18 protein-coding genes are annotated in these 24,580 nt (G+C 64.2%); 8 read left to right on the forward strand and 10 right to left on the reverse strand.

All coding sequences use genetic code 11. From position 1 onward, the window contains the following. Nucleotides 1-36: 36 nt before the first annotated feature. The 5 genes from LB569_RS22740 to LB569_RS22760 all read right to left on the reverse strand — a co-directional run bounded on the left by LB569_RS22740 (nucleotide 37) and on the right by LB569_RS22760 (nucleotide 7,643). Nucleotides 37-2,502 carry an FAD-dependent oxidoreductase gene (locus tag LB569_RS22740; protein WP_224694178.1) on the reverse strand — a complete coding sequence of 822 codons (2,466 nt, stop codon included), beginning with the start codon at nucleotides 2,500-2,502 and terminating at the stop codon, nucleotides 37-39. Then, the gene (locus tag LB569_RS22745; RefSeq protein WP_224694179.1) at nucleotides 2,499-3,680 is read right to left on the reverse strand and encodes a pyridoxal phosphate-dependent aminotransferase; all 1,182 of its coding nucleotides are present in this window, start codon (nucleotides 3,678-3,680) and stop codon (nucleotides 2,499-2,501) included. The genes LB569_RS22740 and LB569_RS22745 overlap by 4 nt, the downstream gene beginning before the upstream one ends. After that, on the reverse strand, nucleotides 3,673-4,578 hold the full coding sequence (locus LB569_RS22750; RefSeq protein ID WP_224694180.1) for a homocysteine S-methyltransferase family protein: 906 nt from the start codon (nucleotides 4,576-4,578) through the stop codon (nucleotides 3,673-3,675). Before LB569_RS22750 ends, LB569_RS22745 begins: the two co-directional genes overlap by 8 nt. Next, nucleotides 4,575-7,028, reverse strand: coding sequence for an FAD-dependent oxidoreductase (locus LB569_RS22755; RefSeq protein WP_224694181.1), 2,454 nt, complete (start codon nucleotides 7,026-7,028; stop codon nucleotides 4,575-4,577). The genes LB569_RS22750 and LB569_RS22755 overlap by 4 nt, the downstream gene beginning before the upstream one ends. A gap of 72 nt (nucleotides 7,029-7,100) precedes the next feature. Then, on the reverse strand, nucleotides 7,101-7,643 hold the full coding sequence (locus LB569_RS22760; RefSeq protein WP_224694182.1) for a helix-turn-helix domain-containing protein: 543 nt from the start codon (nucleotides 7,641-7,643) through the stop codon (nucleotides 7,101-7,103). 225 nt (nucleotides 7,644-7,868) lie between these two features. Here LB569_RS22760 and LB569_RS22765 point away from each other — a divergent pair, with 225 nt between their 5' ends. Then, nucleotides 7,869-8,573, forward strand: a complete 705-nt coding sequence (locus tag LB569_RS22765) for a nitroreductase (protein ID WP_224694183.1) — start codon at nucleotides 7,869-7,871, stop codon at nucleotides 8,571-8,573. 25 nt (nucleotides 8,574-8,598) lie between these two features. Here the strand turns inward: LB569_RS22765 and LB569_RS22770 are convergent, their stop codons facing one another. The 5 genes from LB569_RS22770 to LB569_RS22790 all read right to left on the reverse strand — a co-directional run bounded on the left by LB569_RS22770 (nucleotide 8,599) and on the right by LB569_RS22790 (nucleotide 15,364). Then, nucleotides 8,599-10,041, reverse strand: coding sequence for an MFS transporter (locus LB569_RS22770; protein WP_224694184.1), 1,443 nt, complete (start codon nucleotides 10,039-10,041; stop codon nucleotides 8,599-8,601). 172 nt (nucleotides 10,042-10,213) lie between these two features. Continuing rightward, on the reverse strand, nucleotides 10,214-10,801 hold the full coding sequence (gene soxG / locus LB569_RS22775) for a sarcosine oxidase subunit gamma family protein (RefSeq protein WP_224694185.1): 588 nt from the start codon (nucleotides 10,799-10,801) through the stop codon (nucleotides 10,214-10,216). Continuing rightward, on the reverse strand, nucleotides 10,794-13,787 hold the full coding sequence (locus LB569_RS22780) for a sarcosine oxidase subunit alpha (RefSeq protein ID WP_224694186.1): 2,994 nt from the start codon (nucleotides 13,785-13,787) through the stop codon (nucleotides 10,794-10,796). The genes soxG and LB569_RS22780 overlap by 8 nt, the downstream gene beginning before the upstream one ends. Then, on the reverse strand, nucleotides 13,784-14,080 hold the full coding sequence (locus LB569_RS22785; protein ID WP_095199768.1) for a sarcosine oxidase subunit delta: 297 nt from the start codon (nucleotides 14,078-14,080) through the stop codon (nucleotides 13,784-13,786). The genes LB569_RS22780 and LB569_RS22785 overlap by 4 nt, the downstream gene beginning before the upstream one ends. Before the next feature lie 24 nt (nucleotides 14,081-14,104). Next, nucleotides 14,105-15,364: a sarcosine oxidase subunit beta gene (locus tag LB569_RS22790; protein ID WP_224694187.1), complete on the reverse strand. Its 1,260-nt coding sequence runs from the start codon at nucleotides 15,362-15,364 to the stop codon at nucleotides 14,105-14,107. Nucleotides 15,365-15,562: 198 nt separating this feature from the next. Here LB569_RS22790 and LB569_RS22795 point away from each other — a divergent pair, with 198 nt between their 5' ends. The 7 genes from LB569_RS22795 (at nucleotide 15,563) to LB569_RS22825 (ending at nucleotide 24,574) form a co-directional block, all read left to right on the forward strand. Next, nucleotides 15,563-18,052, forward strand: a complete 2,490-nt coding sequence (locus LB569_RS22795) for a mechanosensitive ion channel family protein (RefSeq protein ID WP_224694243.1) — start codon at nucleotides 15,563-15,565, stop codon at nucleotides 18,050-18,052. A gap of 152 nt (nucleotides 18,053-18,204) precedes the next feature. Then, a complete protein-coding gene (locus tag LB569_RS22800) occupies nucleotides 18,205-18,468 on the forward strand; it encodes a hypothetical protein (protein ID WP_140701729.1) in 264 nt (87 codons plus the stop codon). A gap of 225 nt (nucleotides 18,469-18,693) precedes the next feature. Continuing rightward, the gene (locus tag LB569_RS22805; RefSeq protein WP_140701728.1) at nucleotides 18,694-20,127 is read left to right on the forward strand and encodes a UbiA family prenyltransferase; all 1,434 of its coding nucleotides are present in this window, start codon (nucleotides 18,694-18,696) and stop codon (nucleotides 20,125-20,127) included. A gap of 2 nt (nucleotides 20,128-20,129) precedes the next feature. Beyond that, the gene (locus LB569_RS22810; RefSeq protein ID WP_411970244.1) at nucleotides 20,130-21,479 is read left to right on the forward strand and encodes an FAD-dependent oxidoreductase; all 1,350 of its coding nucleotides are present in this window, start codon (nucleotides 20,130-20,132) and stop codon (nucleotides 21,477-21,479) included. A gap of 125 nt (nucleotides 21,480-21,604) precedes the next feature. Beyond that, a complete protein-coding gene (locus LB569_RS22815; RefSeq protein WP_224694188.1) occupies nucleotides 21,605-22,039 on the forward strand; it encodes an EamA family transporter in 435 nt (144 codons plus the stop codon). Further along, nucleotides 22,036-23,043, forward strand: a complete 1,008-nt coding sequence (locus tag LB569_RS22820; RefSeq protein ID WP_224694189.1) for an NAD-dependent epimerase/dehydratase family protein — start codon at nucleotides 22,036-22,038, stop codon at nucleotides 23,041-23,043. The genes LB569_RS22815 and LB569_RS22820 overlap by 4 nt, the downstream gene beginning before the upstream one ends. A 58-nt stretch (nucleotides 23,044-23,101) precedes the next feature. Continuing rightward, a complete protein-coding gene (locus LB569_RS22825) occupies nucleotides 23,102-24,574 on the forward strand; it encodes an aspartate aminotransferase family protein (protein ID WP_411970245.1) in 1,473 nt (490 codons plus the stop codon). Nucleotides 24,575-24,580: the final 6 nt, after the last annotated feature.

A 24,580-nucleotide genomic window follows, 5' to 3' on the forward strand; every position in this document is an offset into this window, starting at 1 on the left:
CTCCCCGTAGAGCGGGGAGAAGCGAAAAGAACCGCGCTACATCTTCACCCGCTCAGCCTTCGGATCATACATCGGTTTCAGCGATGCCTCGGCCGCAAACCGTTCACCGGCGATCTCGATTTCGTAGGATGAGGCCAGCACATCCGCCTCGCTTTCGCCCTGGCAAGGCACATAGCCAAGCCCGACGGCGCCGCCGAGATGATGGCCGTAATTGCCCGAGGTGATTGGGCCGACGATCTTGCCGTCGCGCAGGATCGCCTCGTTGTGGAAGAGCAGCGGCTGCGGGTCCTTCAGCCGGAACTGGACCAGCCGCCGGCTCAGCCCGGCTTCCTTCTTCTTCAGCACGGCATCGCGGCCGATGAAATCGCCCTTCGCCATCTTCACCGCGAAGCCGAGGCCCGCCTCCAGCACATTGTCCTCGTCGGTGATGTCGTGGCCGAAATGGCGGAAAGCCTTTTCGATGCGGCAGGAATCCAGCGTGTGCAGACCGCAGAGTTTCAGGCCGACCTCCGCGCCGGCCTCCTCGATCGCCTCGAAGACATGAGCCGCCTGATCTGTCGAGACGTAGAGTTCCCAGCCGAGTTCGCCGACATAGGTGACGCGGTGGGCACGGGCCAGGCCCATGCCGATTTCGATCTCCTGGAAGGTGCCGAACGGATTGTTCTCGTTGGAGAAGTCGTTGGGGCTGACCTTCTGGATCAGTTTTCGCGCATCCGGACCCATCAGGCAGAGCACGCTTTCGGCGGCGGTTACGTCCGTGATGACGACGAACGCCTCGGCGACATGCCGGCGCAGCCAGGCGAGGTCACGCTGCAGCGTCGCGCCCGGCACGACGAGGAAGTAGGCCGTCTCCGACAGCCGCGACACGGTGAGGTCGCTTTCGATGCCGCCGCGCTGGTTGAGCATCTGGGTGTAGACGATCTTGCCCGGCGCCACGTCCATGTCGTTGGCGCAGAGCCTTTGCAGAAACGCGCGGGCATCGCGGCCCTCGACACGGATCTTGCCGAACGAGGTCATGTCGAACAGGCCGACCTTGTTGCGGACCGCCAGATGCTCCTCGCGCTGGTTGTCGAACCAGTTCTGCCGCTTCCAGGAATAGCGGTATTCGCGCTCCTGGCCTTCGCGGGCGAACCAGTTGGCGCGCTCCCAGCCGGCGACCTCGCCGAACACGGCGCCACGCGCCTTCAGATGCTCGTGCAGGGGCGAGCGCCTGATATTCCTCGAAGTCGCCATCTGCCGATAGGGAAAATGGTCGGCGTAGAGCAGGCCGAGCGTTTCGGAAACGCGTTCCTTGAGATAGCGGCGGTTCTTCTGGAACGGCTGGGTGCGGCGGATGTCGACTTCCCAGAGGTCGAATGGGGCCTCGCCATCGTTGATCCACTGCGCCAGCGCCATGCCGGCGCCGCCGGAGGAGACGATGCCGATCGAATTGTAGCCGGTCGCCATCCAGTAGCCGCGCAGCTCCGGCGCCTCGCCGAGATAGTAGCGGTCGTCCGGGGTGAAGCTTTCGGGGCCGTTGAAGAAGGTGTGGATGCCGGCGGTGGCCAGCATCGGCATGCGGTTGACGCCCATTTCGAGGATCGGCTCGAAATGGTCCATATCCTCGGGCAATTGATCGAAGCAGAAATCCTCGCGGATGCCGTCCATGCCCCATGGCTTGGCCACCGGCTCGAAGGCGCCGAGCATCATCTTGCCGGCGTCTTCCTTGTAATAGGCGCACTCGTCCGGCACGCGCAGCACCGGCAGGCGGCCGAGGCCGGGGATCGGCTCGGTGACGAGATAAAAATGCTCGCAGGCATGCAGCGGGATGTTGACGCCGTTCCGGGCGCCGAGTTCGCGCGCCCACATGCCGGCGCAGTTGACGACGATGTCGGCCTCGATCGTGCCTTGCTCTTCGCCCTGCGCCCAGGACACGCCGGAGACGCGGCCATTTTTCGTGTGGACCTTCGTCACCTTCACATTCTCGGCGATGGTGGCGCCGCGCTGGCGCGCGCCCTTGGCCAATGCCATGGCGATGTTGGCCGGGTCGCATTGGCCGTCGAGCGGCAGGTGCACGGCGCCGACGACGTCGGAGACGTTGAGATGCGGATACATCTCACTGACTTCCTTGGGAGAAATCTCGCGCACGTCAACGTCGAAGGCACGGGCGAGCGATGCCTGGCGGTAGATCTCGTGCTTGCGCTCCTCGGTCAGCGCCACGGTGATCGAGCCGACCTGGCGCATGCCGGTGCCGACCTCGGTCTCGGCTTCCAGTTTGACGTAGAGATCGGCCGAATATTTCGCCAGACGAGTCATGTTCTGCGAGCCGCGCAACTGGCCGATCAGCCCGGCGGCATGCCATGTCGTGCCCGAGGTCAGCTGCTTGCGCTCCAGAAGCACGATGTCGGTCCAGCCGAGCTCGGCCAAGTGATAGGCAACCGAGCAGCCGGAGACGCCGCCGCCGATGATGACGGCCCTTGCCTTGGTAGGGATGGCCTTGCTGGGAAGGGTCTTGGCGGTCATGCGGCCTCACGACGGTAGTTGGAAACAAAACGGCGCAGCCGCGCGGCTGCTTCCCGCAATACCGGTTCGGGCTGGCAGAGGCTGATGCGGATATGGCCGGCCGCGGCTTCGCCGAAGCTGGAGCCGGGCATGACGCCGACCTTCTCCTTGTCGAGGAAGGCGAAGGCGAATTTCTCGTCGTTGGGTTCGACATCGGATATGTCGAGCATGACATACATGCCGCCTTCGGAACCGCGCACGGTGACATCATTCATGCCGCGCACCGCATCGAGCAGGACGGTGCGGCGTGCCGCGTAGCGTTCGGCGATGTCCTTGACGCCATAGTGCTGCTCCAAGGCCTCGGCGCAAGCGATGGAGATGAAGGCCGGCAGGCCGTAGGTGGTCACCAGATTGAGGTTGATCAGCAGCGAAATCATCGCCTCGGGACCGGTCAGCCAGCCCATGCGCCAGCCGGTCATGCCGTGGCTCTTGGACATGGAATTGATGACCAGCGTGCGATCGGCCATGCCGGGCAGCGAGCGCGGCGAGACATGTTCGCCGCCGCCCAGCGTCCAATAGACCTCGTCGGACAGTAGCCAGAGGTCATGCTCCTTGCAGAGCTCGGCCAGCTCTTCCAGCCGCTCGCGCGAATAGACCGCACCGGTCGGATTGTTCGGCGTGTTGATCAGGATGGCGCGGGTGTTGGGTTTGATCGCGGCACGGATCATATCGGCGCGGGGTTGGAACCCATCCTCGGCCGGTGTCTCGACGACGGTGAAACTGGCACCCGCCGCACTGAAGGTGTTGGGGTAGGTGGCATAGTAGGGCGCCACCACGATGGCGTGGTCGCCCTGGTCGAGCACTGCCTGCACGGCGGCGTAGAGGGCGGCCTGGCCGCCTGGCGTGGCGATGACCTCTTCCGGCATCGTCTCGACGCCGGTGCAGGCGCTGGAGGCCGCTGCCATGGCCTTGCGCAGGCGCGGCAGGCCGGGCAGCGGGGTGTAGTGATGGTTGCTGCCGCGGACGGCCGCCACGCAAGCCTCGATCGTTTCCGAAGGCGTGTCGAAATCATGATCGCCGACCGACAGCATGATGATGTCCTCGCCGGCTTCCTTGCGGGCCCAGGCGGCGAAATGAACCTCCCAGCCATCCTTGCCCGAAGGCACGATGCCGGTGATGCGCGACGATGGTCTAGGCATGCGAGACTCCCGAGATCGCGTAGCCGCCCTGTTGCAGCCGGTCGCGCAAGGCGGCGATGTGGGCAGGGCCAACCTCGCAGCAACCGCCGACGATGTCCGCCCCGGCCTCCACCCAGCCGACAGCCTGTTCGGCGTAAGCGTCCGGACCGAGGTCGTGGCGGGCGTGCAGCACATCCACCGTGCCACCATGCTTGAGCGCTTCGGTGGAGGTAAAGCCATTGGCATAGGCGCCCACCGGGCCGCCCAGTTCGATTAGCTCCGGCAACGCCGCCGCGATGGCTTCCGGGCGGCAGCAGTTGAGCAGCCGCGCCGCCACCGGCAGGTCCCCGAGCACATCCGCAGCCGACGCAATCGTCTCGCCACTGCGCAAGCGTGGCGTGCCGTGATCGGCCAGCGTCCATGAGACCCAGACAGGCTTGCCGCTTTCCGATGCCGCGGTGACCGCCGCGCGCGCCTCCTCGGCCGAGGCCATGGTCTCGCACAGGAACAGGTCGACGCCATCGGCCTGCTCGGCGACGATGCGGCGGTAGATGTCGAGCGTACCCTGGTAGGAGATGGTCAGCGCCGGCGCGTAGCTGCCGAAAAGCGGTGACAGGCAGCCGGCGATCGCCGCGTCGCCAGCCTCGTCGCGCGCCTGCCTGGCCAGGTCGATGCCACGCTTCTGCAACGACTTGAACAGGTCTTCCGCCCCCTCGCGCGCCAGGCGTTCGGGCGTCGCCGAATAGGTGTTGATGGTGATGACGCGGGCGCCGGCGCGGATGAATTCGGCATGCAGGCCGCGCACCAGATCGGGCTCGTCGATCAGCACCCGGGCCGACCACAGCGGCGTCGGCTCGGACTGGCTGCGCCGCACCAGTTCCTGGCCCATGCCGCCATCGGTCAGTACAATGTTCTTCATGCGCGCAGCCTTTCGTTCTTCGGGTCCCACAAGGGCTCGTCCTGCTGCACGATCGCCTTGAAGCGGTCGCCGAAGATCTCGACCTCGACCGATGTGCCGGGGTCGCTCAGGTCGGCGCGCAGCATGCCAAGCGCGATCGACTTGTCGATGCGATGGCCCCAGCCGCCCGATGTCGTCTCGCCGACGATCTGGCCGCCATGCCAGAGCGTCGACATGTAGGGCGCGTCGCAGTCGCCGGGATTTTCGACCACCAGCGTGACGAAGCGCTTCTTTACGCCTTGCTGCTTTTCGTTCTGCAGCGCCGCCTTGCCGCGGAAGTCGGGCTTTTCCCATTTGACGAAGCGCTCGAGCCCGCCCTGCAGGATCGAATAATCGGTCGACAGGTCGCCCTTCCAGGTGCGGTAGCCCTTTTCCAGGCGCAGCGAATCCAGCGCGTACATGCCGAACGGCTTCAGCCCGTGATTTTGCCCGGCGGCGCGGATCGCGTCGAAGATCGCCGCGGTGTCGTCGACCCTGGTGTGGATCTCCCAGCCGAGTTCGCCGGCGAAGGAGACGCGGACCAGCTTGGCCCAGCGGCCGGCGATCCTGGTCTCCTGATGCGTCAGCCATGGCAAGGTCAGGTCGGCCTCACAGACATCGGCAAGGATTTTTCGCGAGTTCGGGCCGGCGAGGATCTGCGTGGAGAATTCCTCCGTGCGGTCGATCAGCTTGAACGCCGCATCGTCAGGCATGTGCGACTTCAGCCATTCGAAATCATGCAACTGCGCCACCGCCGCGGTGATCAGCGTCATGGAGTCCTCGCCATGGCGCACCACCGACATTTCGGTGACGATGCGGCCCTTGTCGTCGGAGAAATAGACGAGGCCGATGCGGCCGGGCTTCGGCACCAGGCCGGTCACCTGCCGGCTCAGCCATTCGGCCGCACCAGGGCCCTCGAGGTTGAAGCGCGAGAAGCCGGGCAGGTCGAGGATGCCGGCGGCGTCGCGGACCGCCAGGCACTCTTCGCGGACACGCTGTTGCCAGGGCCCGTCACGGCGGAAGGTCAGCGTGGCCTCCTCGGAGACGTCGTCGCCGTCCTGCGCGTACCAGGTGGCGCGTTCCCAGCCATTATAGGCGTCGAAGCGGGCGCCGAGCGCCTTGATGCGGTCGTGGATCGGCGACAGTTTCCGGTCGCGGCCTTCCGGCCAGGCATGGCGCGGGAACTGGATGGCGTATTCGTTGCCGTAGATCTCCTTGCCCTTTGCGACGCAATAGTCCGGGGCGGCGGCAAAGGAGGTGAAGCGTCGCGGGTCGCACGACCACATGTCCCATTCGGTCTGGCCTTGCGTCACCCATTCGGCCAACACCTTGCCGGCACCGCCGCCCTGGGCGATGCCGAAGGTGAAGACGCAAGCCTCGAAGGCGTTGGGAACGCCAGGCATCGGCCCGATCAGCGGATTGCCGTCAGGCGCATAAGGGATCGGTCCGTTGATGACCTTGGACAGGCCGGCGGTACCCAGGATCGGCACGCGGGCGACGGCGTCGGCCAGGTAATGCTCCAGCCGGTCGAGATCGTCGGGGAATAGCTGGAACGAAAAATCCTCCGGCATCGGATCGCCAGGGGTGGCCCAATGGGCGCGGCAATTGCGCTCGTAGGGGCCGAGGTTCATGCCGGACTTTTCCTGGCGCAGATAGTAGGACGTGTCGACGTCGCGCAGCAGCGGCAGTTTCTTGCCCTGTTCCTTCGACCAGGCGGCGAGTTCGGGGATTTCCTCGAACAATATGTACTGATGGCTCATCACCATCATCGGCACTTCCCGGCCGAACATTTTGCCGACTTCGGCGGCACGATAGCCGGCGGCGTTGACGACGATCTCGCAGCGGATTTCGCCTTGTGGGGTTTCGACCACCCATTCGTCCTTCTCGCGGCGCACGCCTGACACCGGGCAGAAGCGGATGATCTTCGCGCCCATGTCGCGCGCGCCCTTGGCCAGCGCCTGGGTCAACTGCGCCGGATCGATGTCGCCGTCGCTCGGGTCATAGAGCGCGCCCTTCAACTCGTGCGTTTCGATGAAGGGGTAGCGGCGCTTGATCTCGTCGAGCCCGACCACGTCGATGTCCATGCCCTGGTAGCGGCCCATCCCCTTGGCGCGCTGGAATTCCTGCATGCGCTCCTTTGTATGAGCGAGCCTGAGTGAGCCGGTAACATGGTAGTTCATGGGGTAGTCGACTTCGTCGGCGAGGCCCCGATAGAGTTCGGTGGAATAACGCTGCATGTTCATCAGCGACCAGGAAGAGGAGAAGGTCGGCACATTGCCGGCGGCATGCCAGGTCGAGCCCGAGGTCAACTCGTTCTTTTCCAGGAGCACGCAGTCGGTCCAGCCGGCCTTGGCCAGGTGATAGAGCGAGGAGGTGCCGACCACGCCGCCTCCGATGATCACCACGCGCGCCGTGCTTGGCAAACCCGCCATGTTCTTCTCCCATCCTCAAGCGCGCCGCGCTTCTTTTTGTTCTATGCGGGCATGTCGTCTGGCGACATGCATTCAATAGACCGGTGGCGAAACCACCCAGATGACAACCGCCGGCTCGCTGCCCGGATTGCGCCAGCGGTATGGCTTGCCCTCGAAGCGGAAGGAGTCGCCCTCGGCAAGCCGGTGCCACGCGCCCGCTATCTCGATCTCGAAAACACCCGAGGCGATATAGCCGGCCTCCTCGGTCGGCCGCAGTTGTTCGGTCTTCATTTCCGCGCCCGGCGCGAAGATCGATCGCACCATCTCGAAGCTACCACCGAGATCCGGTGACAGAAGCTCCTCCACCAGGCCGGATTCGCTGGTGCCAAGCGTGCGGCGCTTGCCGGCGCGCACCACCACGCCGCGCTCGCTCTCCAAGGGCACGTCATGGCTGAAGAACAGGCTGATCGGCACTCCGAACAGATCGGCGAAGGCCCGGAGATCGCTGAGCGATGGCGTCGACAGGCCGCGCTCGACCTGGCTGACCCAGCCAACCGAGCGGCCGAGTTTCAGCGCGATCTCGGCCAGCGTCATCCCGCGCACCCGGCGCAAGGCCCGGATATCGCCGGCCAGCACTCGCTCGTCAGGTCCCTGTAATGTTCGTGCGGTAGGGGAGGCCAAATCGCTCACTTCATGAAAATTTTCAATCGAATTTCATGAGAAATCATGCTCATGAAAAAATCAAGTAGATTTTCACCAATGCTCAAGATTTGCTTGCAGGATTTTGACGGTTCATGCAAAGGCTCCGCCGCGAGCGGCGAGTGGGGACGTCCGATCGACACAATGGCTAAGGGACGGCCCATGCTGGAAAAGAAGGCTCGAATCGCGGGCGACGCCGAGATCGTCGACGACGCGATCATGTCGCGCCGTTCGGTGCGCGCGTTTTTGCCTGACATGATCGATGACGAGATGATCCGTGACATACTGACTGTCGCGGCGCGCGCTCCCTCCGGCACCAACATGCAGCCGTGGCGGGTTTACGTTACCAAGGGCGGGACCAAGCAGCGGATCACCGATGCGATCATGAATTCCGGCATCCGCGCCGAAAAAGCCGACTGGGACGAATATCGCTATTATCCGACCCAGTTCTTCGAGCCGTATCTCACCCGCCGCCGTGCCAACGGGTTCGGCCTCTATGGCGCACTCGGCATAGGCCGCCGGGAAGTCGACAAGATGCGGGCCCAGCACGACCGCAACTTCGTCTTCTTCGACGCGCCGGTCGGCATGATCTTCACCATCGACCGCCGGCTCAACCAGGGTTCGTGGATCGACTATGGCATGTTCCTTCAGAACATCATGGTCGCGGCACGGGGCAGGGGGTTGCATACCTGTCCGCAAGCGGCCTTCGCGCCCTATCACCGGCAGATCAGGCCGGTGCTCGACATTCCCGACGAGGAGATCGTCGTCTGCGGCATGGCGCTCGGCTATGAGGACGTTTCCAAGCCCGAGAACGCCTTCCGCACCGACCGTGTGCCGCTCGAGGAATGGGTGACGTTCAGCGAATAGGCGGCGTGCGAAAGCCGCGCGGCCGCTATTCCGTATTCATGTGCGCGCCGTGGCCGCTGACATGGGCGCCGTCCTGCGGCGTCAGCTTGAGATAGGCGAATAGCGCGCAGAGCGTGATGACGCCCTCGATCGCGAACAGGATTCGGAAATCGTTGCTCATCGCAGGCCCGCCGCCGGCCAGGAACGACAGCATCGCCGCCGCCAGGCCGACGCTGATGGCGACCGCAAGCTGCCACAATATGTAATAGAGCGCGCTGAAGCGGGCGAGCTGTTCGGGGGCGATGTCGGAATAGGCGAGATTGCCGGTCGAGGCCCATTGCACCGAGCGGAAGATGCCGAAGACGAAGATGTAGGCGAGCACGATCCAGGCCGGCGTCGTCGCCTGCATCAGGGCAAAGCCCGCAACCATGGCGGCAACGATCGGTGTGTTGAAGACCAACACGCGGCGGAAACCGAAGCGGTTGAGGACACGCGGCATGAAGAAGCGCATCGCAACCGAACCCAGCGCGGCAACGAAGGTCAGCGATCCCGCCTGCACCGCGCTCATGCCAAAGCCGAGCTGGAACATCAGCGGCAGCAGGAAGGCGACGGAGCTGAGGCCGATCGTGTCCAGGCCGCCGCCGGTAAGGAAGGAGACACGAAAGGTCCGGATGCGCAGGAGCTTGAGGTCGAGCAGGGGATTGGGCACGCGCAGGCAGTAGAGCGAGGCAATCGACAGGATGACGACCGCCAGCACGAGTTCAGCCACGATCATGCTTCCGGCGGTGTCCTTGGCCGCAAGCGAGTCCATGCCGAAGACCAGCAGGATCATGCCGCTGCCGACAAGCAGAAAGCCGGGAAAGTCGAACCGCGTGCGAACGGGCTTGGTCACCGTTGGAAACAATGAGGCGGCAAGGATCGCCGCCGCCAGCGCGAACGGCACATTGATAAAGAAAATCCAGCGCCAGGAAATGTAGGTGGTCAGCGCGCCGCCGACGAGCGGGCCAACCAGCGGCCCGGTTTGGCTGGCCACCGAGATATACATGTTGATCTTCAGCGTTCGGTTGCGCGGAAAGCTCGACAGGATGACGACCTGGCCGAGCGTGCCCATCAGCGCGCCGCCGAAGCCCTGCAGCGCGCGGGCGCCGACCAGCATCCAGATGTTGTCGGACAGCCCGCAGAGCGCCGATGAAGCGGCGAACACCAGCAAGGCAAAGCAATAGACGTTGCGCAGGCCGAAACGGTCGGCCGCCCAGCCGCCGAGCGGCATCGAGATGATCAGGCTGGCGACGTAGACGGTGATCAGCAGGCCGAGCTGGCTCGGCGGACGGCCAAGGCTTTCGCTGATGCCCGGCAGCGCCGTCACCACGACATTCTGGTCGAGGCTGGTCATGAACACGCCGCAGGCGACCGTCAGCGGCAGCAGGAGCAAGGCTCTGGCCGGCATATCGGCGCGATCGGTGGCGCCGGCGGATAGTTCAGCGGTCATGGGGATGTTCGAACCAAATATGTCGACTCTGAGACGGGATTTTCGCATCCCTTGGACCGGTTGGGCGGCCATGTCTCTCCATCATGGGCGCCCGCGGCAGGATTCTCTAGCGGCAGAACCGGTCGGCATTGAGGCCAGAAGCAGCGGCAATGGGCACATCCGGCCGCATCGCCTACTGCACCTCGTAGCCGACTTCCTCGCTGGCATGACAGAGCGCCTTCCAGAACGAGCGGGCGAAAGAGCGGAAGACATAGATGTCGAACTGATCGGTCCCGGTGCGCTGGATCTGGGCGAAGACATCGTGATGCGTCGTCGAGCGGCCGGCGCCGACGGGGAAGGCGGGCAGGGCGAAGTCGATGGCGAAGAACTTCGCCAGCACCCATTCGGCTTTCGGCCCGGCAATGCGGATGGCGGTGCGGCCATGCGACAGGTCCGTCACCGTGCCGATGGCCGGCGTCACCACCCTGGCGAAGGCCGCGGCCAGTCCTTCGGCGTCGTCCGCGACGGTGAATTTTCCCGGCGCGAAACCGAACGCCGACTTCGCGCCGTCGCTCAAGCCGCCGCCGGCGCCATCGGGCAGCGCAAGGCCGGCGACAGCACGGATGGCCGCGATCAATTTCTTCTCCTCGCCGGGCCATGCCGCGAGCTGCACGATCGAGCCTGGCCTGGTTTCGGTTAGCAGGATCTCGACCCCACGTTCGAAATTGCCGTGCGAGCCGACATGGTACTCCGGCTCGAGGGGCGATTGACGCTCAACCATGCATGCGGGTCCCTTCCGGATCGTAGAAATGGTTGGAGACGATCTCGACCGGCCCGAAGCGGCCGCGCAAGGGGTCGGAGACATGGGCACGCGTGCCGTGCCTGGCCTTGCCGCCCTTGACCAGGGCCAGCGCGATATGCTTGCCGAGCGCCGGCGAATAGCAGCAGGCGGTGATATGCCCGATCGAGCCGTGCGGATTGGCTTCGTCGATTTCCTCGACAATGTGCGAGCCGCCATTGAGCGGCCGGTTGTCAAGCGCGATCAGGCCGACCAGCTCCAACCGCTCGGACGCGACGAGACCTTCCCGGTCCATCATCGCCGAGCCGATGAACGGCTTTTTCTTCGACAGCATCCAGTCGAGATGCAGGTCGCGCGCCGTGGTGCGGCCGTCGATTTCGGCGCCGGTGACATGGCCCTTCTCGATGCGCATCGTGCCCAGCGCCTCAAGCCCGTAGGTGACCAGCCCGAAAGGCTTGCCGGCCTCGATCAATGCCTCCCAGACATGCGTGCCATGGCCGGCGCCGGAATAGACCTCGAAAGCCATTTCGCCGGAGAAAGACAGCCGGCAAACCATTACGGGAACGCCCGCTATCTCGCCGTGCACGATGCCCATGAAGGGCAGCGTCGCATTGTCGACAGCAGTGCCGGTGACGCAGGCGGCGAGGATTTGCCGCGCTTTCGGGCCGCCTATCGCGGCGCCCGCCCATTCGTCGGTCACCGAGATGACGTGGACCTTCAGCTCCGGCCAGATCACATCGAGGAAATATTCCAGATGCTGCATCACCTTGCCGGCATTGGCCGTGGTGGTGGTCATCAGGAAATCCTGTTCGCCCAGCCGCCAGGTGGTGCCGTCGTCGAAGGCAAAACCGTCCTCGCGCAGCATCAGCCCGTAGCGGGCCTTGCCGACGGCCAGCGTCGTGAACATGTTGGTGTAGACACGGTCGAGGAACGCGGCGGCGTCGGGACCCTGCACGGCGATCTTGCCCAGCGTCGAGACATCGACGATGCCGGCGCTCTCGCGCGTCGCTTTGGCCTCGCGCACATAGGCCTGTTCGACCGTTTCGCCTGAAAGCCCGTAGATCATGGGCCGGTACCAGAGGCCGGCCGAATACATGGTCGCGCCATTGGCGAGGTGCCAGTCATGCATCGGCGTCAGCCGTTCCGGCTTCAAGTCGCCGAAGCGTTCGGCGGCCAGTGAGCCGATCGAAACCGGCGCGAAGGGTGGCCGGAAACGGGTCGTGCCGACGTCCGGGATCGGCTTGCCCAGCGCTTCCGCCATGATGGCGAGGCCGGCGACGTTGGAGCTCTTGCCCTGGTCGGTCGCCATGCCGAGCGTGGTGTAGCGCTTCAAGTGCTCGACCGAGACGAAGCCTTCGCGATGCGCCAGGCGGACATCCTCGGCCGTGACATCGTGCTGGAAATCGACAAAGCTCTTGCCGCTGGCCCTGATCTCGAAGACCGGCGCCGGATCGGGATCTCCAGGAATTGCCTCGACGTAGGGCAGCGCCGCCGGAGCGGCGGTTCCGCCAGCCGCGGCAAGGCCCGCGGCGCGGCCTTCGGCGATGGCCTCGACCGTCGAAAAGCTGCCGGTGAAGGCGCCGGCGCCGATCCATTTCTGTATAGGCTTGGGCGGCAGGAAGGCCTGCCGGGCGGCGTTCCATTCCGCCTTGGCGCCGGCCTGGCTGGCCAGATGGATGGTCGGTGACCAGCCGCCCGACATCAGCAGGCAATCGGCATGGACGCTGCGCGCATCACCGCTCAGCGCACCGGCGACCATATCGAACCGCTGAACCTTGAGGCCGGACAAGGCCTTGCCGCCTTCCGTGGCAACCACCGCATGGCCGGACAGCAATTCCGCCTCGGCTTCGCCGGCCAGGGCGCTCATCTCGGCGGACGGCTGCGGGCGCACGTCGACGATGGCAACGATCGCGGCACCCGCCTGCTTCAGCGCCAGCGCCGACCGGTAGGCGCTGTCATTGTTGGTGAACAGCACGACCCGCTGGCCCGGCAGCACGCCGAATTCGTTGGCGTAGCGCTCCGCAGCATGCGCCAGCATCACGCCGGGCCTGTCATTGCCGGGAAACACCAGAGGCCTTTCGAACGCACCGGTGGCCAGCACCACGGATCCGGCGCGGATCGCCCAGTAGCGATGGCGCGGCTCACCCTTGGCGGGCTGCTCCTTGTGGTCGCTGACCCGTTCGAGGGCCGCAAGCGTGTTGTTGTCGTAGTAACCCCAGACCGTGGTGCGCGGCAGGAGCCGGACATTGTCGCGGGCCGCGAGCTGGGCGACCGTGCGCCGCACCCAATCGGTCGCCGGCGCGCCGTCGATGGTTTCGCCGGACCAGTTGGCCGAACCGCCGAAACGCGGCTCGAGATCGGCCAGGATGACGCGGGCGCCCTGATCGGCGGCGGCCTTGGCGGCCATCAGGCCGGCCGGGCCGGAGCCGACCACAAGCACGTCGCAAAAGGCGTTCATGCGTTCGTAGCGGGCGGGGTCCTTTGCCGATCCGGCGCTGCCGAGGCCGGCGGCGCGGCGGATGAAATGCTCGCAGAACATCCAGAAGCGCGTGCCTTTCAGCGGGCCGACAACCGGACCCATGAAGGTCTTGTAGTAGAAGCCGGCCGACAGCAGCTTGCCGCCGAGCTGGTTGACGGAATGGATGTCCCAGCTGAGCGAGGGGAAACGGTTCTGGCTGACGGCAATCAGCCCGTCATGGATTTCGACCATGGTTGCCGGGATGTTGGGCTCGCGCACCTCGCCCTTCAGCACCGTCACCAGCGCGTTGGGCTCCTCGACGCCCGCGGTCAACAGGCCGCGCGGGCGATGGTATTTGAAAGAGCGGCCGAAAAGGGTGACGCCGTTGGCCAGCAGCGCCGACGCCAGCGTGTCGCCGCCATGCCCGGTATAGGCAATGCCGTCGAAGGTGAAGCGGATGGTCTTCAGCCGGTCGATGCGGCCGCCAGTGTCGGTGCGGCGCGGGCTCATGGCTTGTCCTCCGCCTTGCGGCGCGCCGCCGAGCCGTGATCGCCGCGCACGAAGGCGACGCTGGAAATCTCATGCGTCAGCGTGTTGCGCACGACCCTCAGGTGAGCCCGGCAGCCGCCGGAATGCTGCCAGATCTCGTTGTGGTCGCCGGCCGGGTTCAGCCGGTCGTAGACATAGGCATTCCAGGCCTCGAAATTCTGCGAGGCGGGGTCGGGACGCTCGCGGTTGCCGTCACCCTGGTAGGTGAACTCGATGACGTCGCGCGGGCCGCAATAGGGGCAAGTGATCAGCACGGAATGTTCCTAATGAAGGCTTGTTTAGTGAAGCCTCGGGTTCGCGCCCTGTCCCTTGTCGTCGATCATTAGGCCGCGATGAAAGCGGTCGAGCGTGAAAGGGGCGTTGAAATCGTGCGGCTGGTCCTTGGCGATGGTCCAGGCGAAGCACCAGCCGGAGGCAGGCGTCGCCTTGAAGCCGCCATAGCACCAGCCGCAGTTGAGATACATGCCGGGCAGCGGCCCCATGGTGATAATCGGCGAGCCGTCCATCGACATATCGCAGACGCCGCCCCAGGAGCGCAGCATGCGCACACGCGCAAGGCCCGGGAAAAGCGCCAGCATCTCGCTCATCACCTCGTCGACGATGGGCAGGTTGCCGCGCTGGGCGTAGCTGTTGTAGCCGTCGATGTCGCCGCCATAGACAAGGCCGCCCTTGTCGGACTGCGACATATAGAAATGGCCCATGCCGAAGGTCACCACGGTGTCGATGAAGGGTTTGAGCGATTCGGTGACGAAGGCCTGCAGCACGTGGCTCTCGATCGGCATCGTCTCGACGCCGGCCAGTCGCATGACGCGGCCGGTGCTGCCGGCCACCGCGACCGCCACCTTCTTGGCCCTGATATCGCCGCGCGAGGTGGTGACGCCGGTGACGCGGTCGCCGTCACGCAGGAAGCCGGTGACCTCGCAATTCTCGATGATGTCGACGCCACGCCGGTCGGCGCCGCGCGCATAGCCCCAGGCGACCGCATCGTGCCGGGCGGTGCCGGCGCGCCGCTGCATCAGGCCGCCGACGACGGGGAAGCGTGCCTCGCTGGAGATATCGAGCGCCGGAATCAGGCGCTTGATCTCGGCAGGCATCATCAGTTCGGCGTCGACGCCGAGATGGCGCATGGCATTGCCGCGCCTCGCATAGTCATCGAACTGGGCAGGCGTATGCGCCAGGTTCAGGCAGCCACGCTGCGAGAACATGACGTTGTAATTGAGCTCGTGCGACAGGTTCTCCCACAGCTTCATCGAATGTTCGTAGAAGCGGGTGTTGGCCGGCAGAAGGTAGTTCGAGCGCACGGCGGTGGTGTTGCGGCCGACATTGCCGGAGCCGAGCCAGCCCTTTTCCAGCACCGCGACATTGGTGATGCCGTGCTCCTTGGCAAGATAGTAGGCGGTCGCCAGCCCATGTCCGCCGCCGCCGATGATGATGACGTCGTAGGACGCCTTCGGATCCGGCTTGCGCCAGGCCGGCTTCCAGTCCTTGTTTCCCTTGAGCGCGTTCGCGAGCAGCGAAAGGGCCGAGTACTCTGCCATGTGTATGGTGTCCGTTGCGGGCGATGCGGCAGACTATAGAGCAGGGGGCTGACACAAAGCCAATATTGCGCCATCGCCTTTCGACTGGCCGACGCCTGATGTGCGCGATCGGTCGCGGTGACTTGCCCCATGATATGGCCGTCTTTATCAAGGACAGGGTTTTTGAATGCCTTTGCCGCCCGCGAGTCGCCGATCCACATGTTTTTCCGATTGCTTCGCCTCATCCTGGTCCTGGCGCTTGTCGTTTCGGCGCCGCTGTCGTTCGAGGCGGCGGCGCAAGGCGTTGGCCAGGCGCCCGCCGGACTGGTCGCCGACCAGCAGAAGATCATCCAGGGCCTGACGACGAAGACCGACAATTTCGAGAAGCAGATCCAGCAGGATGGCGTGGACGACGGCAGTCTCGTCGACATCCGGCTGCAACTGGAGGAACTTTCACGGCAATCGTTGAACAGTGCATTGGCCTTCCGCACGCGCCTGGGCGAAATCAACAGCCGGCTCGAACAGCTCGGGCCGCCGCCTGCGGCCGGCCAGCCGGCGGAGCCCGACATCGTCAGCGCCGAGCGCGAGGGGCTGACGTCGGAAAAGGCGGAGATCAACGCGGTCATCGCGCAGGCCCAGACCCTGTCGATCCGCATCAGCGGACTGATCGACCAGATCGGCAACATGCGCAGCGCGCTTTTCCGCAATCTTTTGACCAAGCGCTATGTGCTCTCGGATGCCTTGAGCCCGCAGGTCTTTTCCGACGCGCGCGACGAGTTCGACAATTTCTACAAGGCGGTGTCGTCCTGGCTGAGCTTCGCCATCAAGTTCAAGTTCCAGGCCATCCTGGCGGCAACCTTCGTGGCGCTCGGCCTGGCGCTGGTGCTGCTGGTCGGCGGGAGGCGCCTGTTTGGGCGCGTGTTCGAGGCCGACTCCACGAACGAGGACCCGTCCTATCTCAGCCGCCTGTCGGTGGCCTTCTGGTCAACCCTGCTGCCGACGCTGGCGGTCGCCGCCTTTCTCGGTTCAACCATCTTCTTTTTCAATTATTACAACGTTTTGCGTGGCGACATTGGCCTCTTCCTCAATGCCTTGGCCACCGTCATCGGCGTGGTGTTCTGCGTCAACCGGCTGACCAACGCGGCACTCGAGCCGCGTTTGCCCAACTGGCGTCTCATCCCCGTCGAGACCGGGCCGGCGCGCTGGTTGGTCCGCCTGACCACGGCCATGGCCGTGGTCATCAGCTTCAACACCTTCTTGTCGGTCGTGAACGACAAGATGGGGTCGCCGCTGTCGCTGACCATCGCGCGCAGTTTCGTCGCCACCATCATCGTCGGCGTCATCCTGATCCTGATGGCGATGCTGAGGCCTTTCAAGGCTCGTGACGGAAGCTGGCGCCCATGGCCGGCATGGCTGCGCTATACCTCGCTCGGGCTCGGGCTTTTCACCATCATCGCGGCGCTGCTGGGGTATATCGGCCTCGCGCTGTTCGTCTCACTGCAGGTCGTGGTCACCGGCACCGCGCTGATAACAGCCTATATCGGCTTCCTGTCGGCGCAGGCGATCGGCGAGGAGGGCGCGTTCGCCAACACCTCGGTCGGGCGCTGGCTGTCGGCCAATTCCAGCTACGAGGATACCGCGCTCGACCAGCTCGGTCTTGTCGTCAGCATCGCCATCAACGTCATGATCGTGCTGGTGTTCCTGCCACTGATCCTCTTGATGTGGGGTTTTCAGCCCGGCGATATCGAGGCGTGGGCGTACAAGCTCGCCACCGGGATCAATATCGGTTCGGTGACGATCTCGGTCACCGGCATCCTGTCGGGCATCGTCGTCTTCGTCATCGGCTATTTCCTGACGCGCTGGTTCCAGGGCTGGCTCGACGGCTCGGTCATGGCGCGCGGCAAGGTCGATACCGGGGTGCGCAACTCGATCCGGCTGGCGGTCGGCTATGCCGGCGTGGCGCTTGCGGCACTGGTCGGCATCTCGGCCGCCGGCATCGATCTCTCCAGCCTGGCGCTGGTCGCCGGCGCGCTCTCGCTCGGTATCGGCTTTGGCCTGCAGAACGTGGTGTCGAATTTCGTCTCGGGCCTGATCCTGCTGGCCGAGCGGCCGTTCAAGGTCGGCGACTGGATCGTGGCCGGCGACGTCAGCGGCACGGTCAAGAAGATCAGCGTGCGCGCCACCGAGATCGAGACCTTCCAGCGGCAGTCGGTGATCCTGCCCAATTCCAACCTGATCAACAATGCCGTCGGCAACTGGACGCACCGCAACAAGCTCGGCCGCATCGACATCAAGGTCGGCGTCGCCTACGGCAGCGACGTCAAGCAGGTCCACGCCGTCCTGCTCGATATCGCGCGCAGCCATCCGCTGGTGCTTAAGAACCCCGAGCCCTTCGTGCTGTTTTCCAATTTCGGCGCCGCGGCGCTCGAATTCGAGATCCGCGTGTTCCTGGCCGATGTGATGAACGGCAACGTCGTACAGAACGATGTCCGCTTCGCCGTGCTGGAAAGATTCGATGACCAGCACATCGAAATCCCGTCCACGCCGCGCGCGGCCGTCGAGGCCAGGACGCACGTGGCATGGCCGACCGATGACGACAAGATCGAGGCCGATTTCGCCGAACAGGCAGAGGCCAAGGCGCAAGCCGAGGCCGAGGCGAAACGCCAGGCCAAGTCAGGCCGCAAGACGCGCAAGCCCGATCCGGATTAGGCTGGACATTGCCGGTTGCATGCCGCCAAAGCCAATTGCGGCATGAATGCGGCATTCAGTTGCGGTTCAGCTTCCATCTCATATAAGCTCCCATGCAAAGGCGAGAATGCCTTGTGAAATGCAACAGAGGCGGTGGGAACACCGATATTGCAATGTGGAAGTCTCTCGTCGCTGCCGTGGCCCTGCTCGCCGTGAGCGGCTCGGCCCATGCCGCCAGCGCGGTCAACAAGGACGCCCAGACCCGCACGCTGGTCGTGACCGAGGGCGGCAGCAAGACCGAGCTGGCGCTGGCCGGCGGTGAAACCGTCGAGTTCTGCCAGAATGGCTGCTTCGTCACCTTGCCGAACGGTGACCTCGAAGCCCTGACCGGTTCGGAAACCATCGAGATTTCCGGCGGCGTCGCCCGCATCAAGTAGTCTCCGTCGCATGGTTGGAAAGGCCGGGCATTTGTCCGGCCTTTTATCGTTTCCGGTAGCGGTTGCTTAACAGTGAAGCCGGAAATACCCGGCGGCAGCCGTCTGCAACCGCACGTTTTAACGTTCGCTAGGCCGTACCCCGCTATACCGCTATCCATGACGCCGAAACACGGCGCTCAACGGGGTTCCGGTTTCGGGATCATACGCGGGCAGGGCAGGACGGGCATGGATGCGCGGTCGGACAGGAACGCAATACCGCTTGCGGTCGATCTCGACGGCACGCTGATCGCGACCGACCTTTTGTGGGAAGGATTGTTCATCCTCCTCAAGAAGAACCCGCTCTATCTCTTCCTTGTGCCGTTCTGGGCGGCCGGCGGACCGGCTCGGCTGAAGCAGGCGATCGCCAAGCGAATCGACATCGACCCGGCCACGCTGCCCTACCGGGCGTCATTGCTCGACCGGCTCCGCGGCGAGCACGCCGAAGGCCGCAAGCTCGTGCTGGCGACCGGCACGCCGCGCAAGTTCGCCGATGCCATTGCTGTCCATCTCGGCATTTTCGACCGGGTGCTGGCCACTGACGGCCTCGACAATCTCACTTCGGACAAGAAGCGAGCCTCGCTCGTCGCGGCCTATGGCGATGCCGGTTTCGACTATGCCGGCAACAGCCGTCATGACCTCCAGGTCTTCGACGCGGCGCGCAGCGCGATCGTCGTCGCACCCGACCGTCACGCCGCGCGTTGGCAGGCGGCGCATGGTGCCGAAACGATGCCTGCGCCGAAGCCGACATTGCGGACCATCGTCAAGATGCTGCGGGTGCATCAGTGGCTGAAGAACTCGCTGATCGGCGTGCCGATGATGCTGTCGCACGAATATTTCAATTCCAGCATGATCTGGGAATGCCTGCTGGCGTTCATCTCGTTCAGCGCGGTGGCGTCGGCGATCTATATCCTCAATGATTTCTTTGATCTCGCGCTCGACCGCAAGCATCTCACCAAACGCAACAGGCCATTCGCCAGTGGTGCTCTGTCGATCCCGTTCGGCCTTGGCGCGATCGCGGTGCTGCTGACGATCGGCATCGGCACCGGGCTGTTCCTGTCGCTTGAATTCCTGGCTGTGCTCGGCGGCTACATGGTCGTCACCACGGCTTACTCGCTTTCGTTCAAGCGCATGCTTCTGGTCGACGTGCTGACGCTTGCCGGTCTCTATACGGTCCGTGTGCTGGCGGGCGCGGCCGCGACCGGTGTCGACGTTTCATTCTGGCTGCTCGCCTTCTCGATCTTCTTTTTCCTGTCGCTGGCGCTGGTGAAGCGCTTCGTCGAACTGCGCACCACCGCCATTCCGCCGGGCGAGCGTATTGCCGGCCGCGGCTATCGAACCGAGGACCAGGAGATCGTTGCCCAGGCCGGCATGGCTTCGGCCTTCTCCTCGGCGCTGGTGCTGGCGCTCTACATGGACAGCGTCGCGGTGCGCGAACTCTATCCGCATCCCTGGCTGATCTGGCCGCTGGCGCCGATCGTGCTCTATCTCACCATGCGCGTCTGGATCCTGGCGCGGCGCGACGAAATGCACGACGACCCGGTCGTCTTCATCATCCGCGACTGGCGCAGCCAGATCGTGGTGGCGATTGGCGCCGTGCTGCTGGTCATCGGGGGCTGGTAGCCATGGCCGAACGCTTTCAGAGCTTTGGCCTTGCCACGCCGCCAGCGGCAAGATCGATGCATGCCGATGACGCCATTGCATTGCTGAAGGGCGGTCAGGCGAGACAAGCGTCGCTGCTTGCCTATGGCAATGGCCGGTCCTATGGCGATTCCTGCCAGAACCAGGCCGGCACGGTCATCGACATGCGGCCCCTGAACCGCATTCGCGGCTTCAACGCCGAGACCGGCCTCCTCGAAGCGGATGCCGGTGTGCTGCTCGCGGATGTCATCGCCTATGCCGCGCCTCATGGCTTCTTCCCGGCCGTGGTCCCCGGCACACAATTCGTCACGCTCGGCGGCGCCATTGCCAACGATGTCCACGGCAAGAACCATCACCGGCGCGGCACGTTCGGGTGCCATGTGGAGAGCTTCACGCTGCTGCGGTCGGATGGACGGACCTATCGTTGCTCGGCGACCGACAATGCGCGCCTGTTCCGGGCGACCATCGGCGGCATGGGCCTCACCGGCCTCATCCTGTCGGCCTCGATCCGGCTGATGCGGGTTCCGTCGCTCGACATCGTGGAAAAGACGACGCGGTTTCGCGACCTCGGCGAATATTTCGATCTGGCCGAAGCGGCGGACCAAGCCAATGAATATGCCGTCGCCTGGATCGACCAGCTCGCCGGCGGCCCCCACAGCGGACGGGGCCTGCTGTTTACCGGCAACCACGCCGAGCACGGCTCGCACGCGGCCGCGCGTGCCAGCGCGAAATTCTCCGTGCCGCTCCAGCCGGCATTCAACGTTCTCAACCGGCCGTTCCTGACCGCTTTCAATGCCGCCTACAGGTGGAAAAAGGGCAGGGCCACCGGGCCGCGTCAGGTCGAATACCAGGGCTTCTTCTTTCCGCTCGACGGTGTGCGCGACTGGAACAGGCTTTACGGCCCGAAGGGGCTGTTCCAGCACCAGAGCGTGGTGCCGGAAGAGGCTGCGCGCACGATCGTGCCGGCGCTGCTCGCGGCCGCCCGGCGGGCCGGGCAGGGGTCGTTCCTCACCGTCCTGAAGCGCTTCGGTTCGACCCGCTCGCCGGCACTGCTGTCGTTCCCCAGGCCGGGTTACACGCTGACGCTCGATTTCCCCAACAGGGGCGCGGCGACGATTGCCCTGCTGGGCGAGCTCGACCGCATGACGATCGCGGCCGGGGGGGCGGTCAACCCCTACAAGGACGCGCGCATGGCTGCCGCGACCTTCACCGCTTCGTTCCCGGACTGGCCGAGGCTGGAAGCCCTGCGCGACCCCGCCTTCATGTCCGATTTCTGGGCGCGCACCGCCGGGAGCATCGAGCTGGGGCGGCGCGGTTCGGAAGCCGCCGAATAGATAAAAGTTGAATAGATCATGGTTTATGAACGGTTAACGTCGAGGTTTTACTCAAAATTGTCTTGTGAGTTCACGAAATCTTTTCAAGTTTGTATTACTTGAGATTACGGGGTTGGCGGGTTGAAATGAAATATATCGTCTTCATTCTCTTTACGGTCATGACCAATGCCGCTGCGCAGCTCATGCTGAAGCAGGGCATGATGTCGCTTGGCCCCATTTCGTTCGAGGGCACCAATCCGTTGATCAAGCTGCTGCAGATCGTCTTCAGCCCCTGGGTCTTCCTTGGCTTGTGCACCTTCGTGATTTCGATGGCCTCGCACCTCTATGTGCTGTCCAAGGTCGAACTCTCCTTTGCCTATCCCTTCCTCAGCCTGGCTTACGTCGTCGTCGCCATCTTCGCCTATTTCGTCTTCCGCGAGGATCTCAATGGCTGGCGCATCGCCGGCATCGCCTTCATCTGCGTCGGTACGGTGCTGATCGCGCAAAGTGGGCGAGGGCATGAGGACCAGACCGCTTCCATCACATCAGACAAGATCCCTGCAAACGAGACCGTTCGATGAGACATGTGATTTTCGGCGGTGACGGCTTCGTCGGCCGCCACCTTGCCCCGAAGCTTGTGGCGGATGGTGAAGAGGTCGTCGTCGCCGATATCATCAAGAGCGACCTTGCGCATTACCGCAATGCCCGCTTCATCAAGTGCGATGTCACGGATTCCGCGTCGGTCGCCGCCGTCGGGCTGAAGGCGGACGACATGGTCTACAATCTGTCGGCCAAGATGCTGTCGCCGATCCAGGTGCGGGCCAAGCGGCATGACTTCTTCTTCCCGGTCAACTTCCATGGCACCGAGCACATCATGCAAGCCATGGACAAGGCCGGCGCGCCAAAACTTGTCCACTACACGACCGACATGATCTACGGCCACACTGTCACCCAGCCGATGACCGAGGAACATCCGGTCGCGCCGCTCGGCGAATATGGCTGGTCGAAGCAGAAGACCGAGGAACTGGCCGCCGAATGGCGCAAGCGCGGCATGTCGATCTCGCTGTTCAGGCCGCGCCTGATCATCGGGCCTGGCCGGCTCGGCATATTGGAAAAGCTGTTCAAGCTCATCGACTGGAACCTTCCGGTGCCGATGATCGGTTCGGGCAAGAACCCCTATCAGTTCATCTCGGTGTTCGACTGCGCCGAGGCCGCCCGCGCCGCCTGGAAGGCCGGTGTGCCCAACGAGGCCTATAATCTCGGCTCGCTCAATCCGCCGCCGGTGAAGAAATTGCTTGGCGACCTGATCCGGCATGCCGGTTCGAAGTCGATCCTGTTGCCGACGCCAGGCTGGGCGGTCAAGCGCACGCTGGACCTGCTCGATCTCATGAACATGCCGATCATGGATCCGGAGCAATATCTGATCGCCGACGAGGACTGCGTGCTCGACGTGTCCAAGGCCGAGCGCCAGCTCGGCTGGGTGCCGCACTATCGCGACGAGGACATGCTGATCGCCGCTTATAGCGAATACCGCGCCAAGAAGGCGGGTCCCGCCGTCGCCGCCAAACATGTGCCCGCCGAATAGCGGCCCGCCAAACAGTTATGGCGCACGACGCTGGTCGTAGCGCGGACAGGAGATTGAAATGACCGTGATGGCCAAACCCGAGCAGACGAATGCGCGCACCCTGGTCAGCGCGCCGGCGCTGTCGCCCGCCACCATCGCCAAGCCCGACCTGATCAGCGTCGAGCAGGCCAAGGCGATGGACGTCGCGCGCATGACGGATCTGTTCAAAGCACATCTCAACCCCGGCCAGCTGCATTTCATGAAGCTGCTCGGCTTCCACAAGATCAAGATCGAGCGTGCCGAGGGCATGTTCTACATCGACCAGAACGGCCGCAAGATCCTCGACTTCTTCGGCGGTTTCGGTTCGCTGGCCTTCGGCCACAACCATCCGCGCATCCTAGAGGCGCGGAAGCAGTTCCAGGAGGAGAAGCGGCAGGAAATCGCCATCGCCTTCATGTCGCAATATGCAGCGGCATTGGCGCACAATCTCGCGAAGTGCTCGCCTGGCGATCTCGACATGGTGTTTTTGGGCTCGTCCGGCTCGGAAGCGATGGAAGCGGCGGTGAAGCTCGCCGAGCGTGCCGCCGGGCCGAAGCGGCCAAAGATCGTCTATGCCGAGAACTCCTTCCACGGCAAGACCAAGGGTGTGCTGGGCATCACCGACGGCCAGCTCTACCGCGCCGACTTCAAGATGGCGGACAATACCGTGCGGATTCCCTTTGCCGACATCGAGGCGGTCGAACGCCTGTTCCGTACCGATCCGGAGATCGGCGTCATCGTGCTCGAAACCATCCAGGGCGGCGGCGGCATCATCCAGGCGCCGACTGAGTATTGGCAAAAGCTGCGGGCGCTGTGCGACCAGTATGGCGTGCTGTGGGTCGCCGACGAAGTCCAGTGCGGCTATGGCCGCTCGGGCCGCTTCTATGCCTTCGAGCATTACGGCGTCGTGCCTGACGTGACGGCACTGGCCAAATCGCTTGGCGCCGGCAAGGCCGCGGTCGGTGCGATGATCGCGCGCCGCGAAATCTACATGAAGGCCTACGGCACGCCGAAGACGGCGATGATCCATGCCATGGCCACTTTCGGCGGCATGGGCGAGGCGTGCGCCACCGCGATCGAGGGCATCAACGTGCTCTACGATGAGGGGCTGATCGACAACGCCGCCGTCACCGGTGACTATCTGCTGCAGCGCCTGCAGGCGCTCAGGGAAAGATATCCCAAGATCATCAAGGACGTGCGCGGCAAGGGCTTCATGATCGGCCTGGAGTTCCACGACTTCTCGCAGACCTTGCCGATGGTGCTGCGCCCGGTCGTCAGCGTGCTCGACGACAAGCTCAAGGGCTCGCTGTCCGGCTTCGTCGGCGCGCTGTTGTTGCGCGACTATGACGTGCTCGTCGCCTTCACCGAATACAATCGTAACGTCATCCGGCTCGAGCCGCCGCTGATCTGCCAGCGCGAACATGTCGACCGCTTCGTCGATGCCTTCGACAGCCTGTTGTCGCGCGGCATCGTGTCGATCGTGAAGGACTTCGTCAAAAGCCAGGTCCGTTAACGAGGT

It is taken from the genome of Mesorhizobium sp. BH1-1-4 (genome assembly GCF_020165665.1).
Taxonomy (GTDB): Bacteria; Pseudomonadota; Alphaproteobacteria; order Rhizobiales; family Rhizobiaceae; genus Mesorhizobium.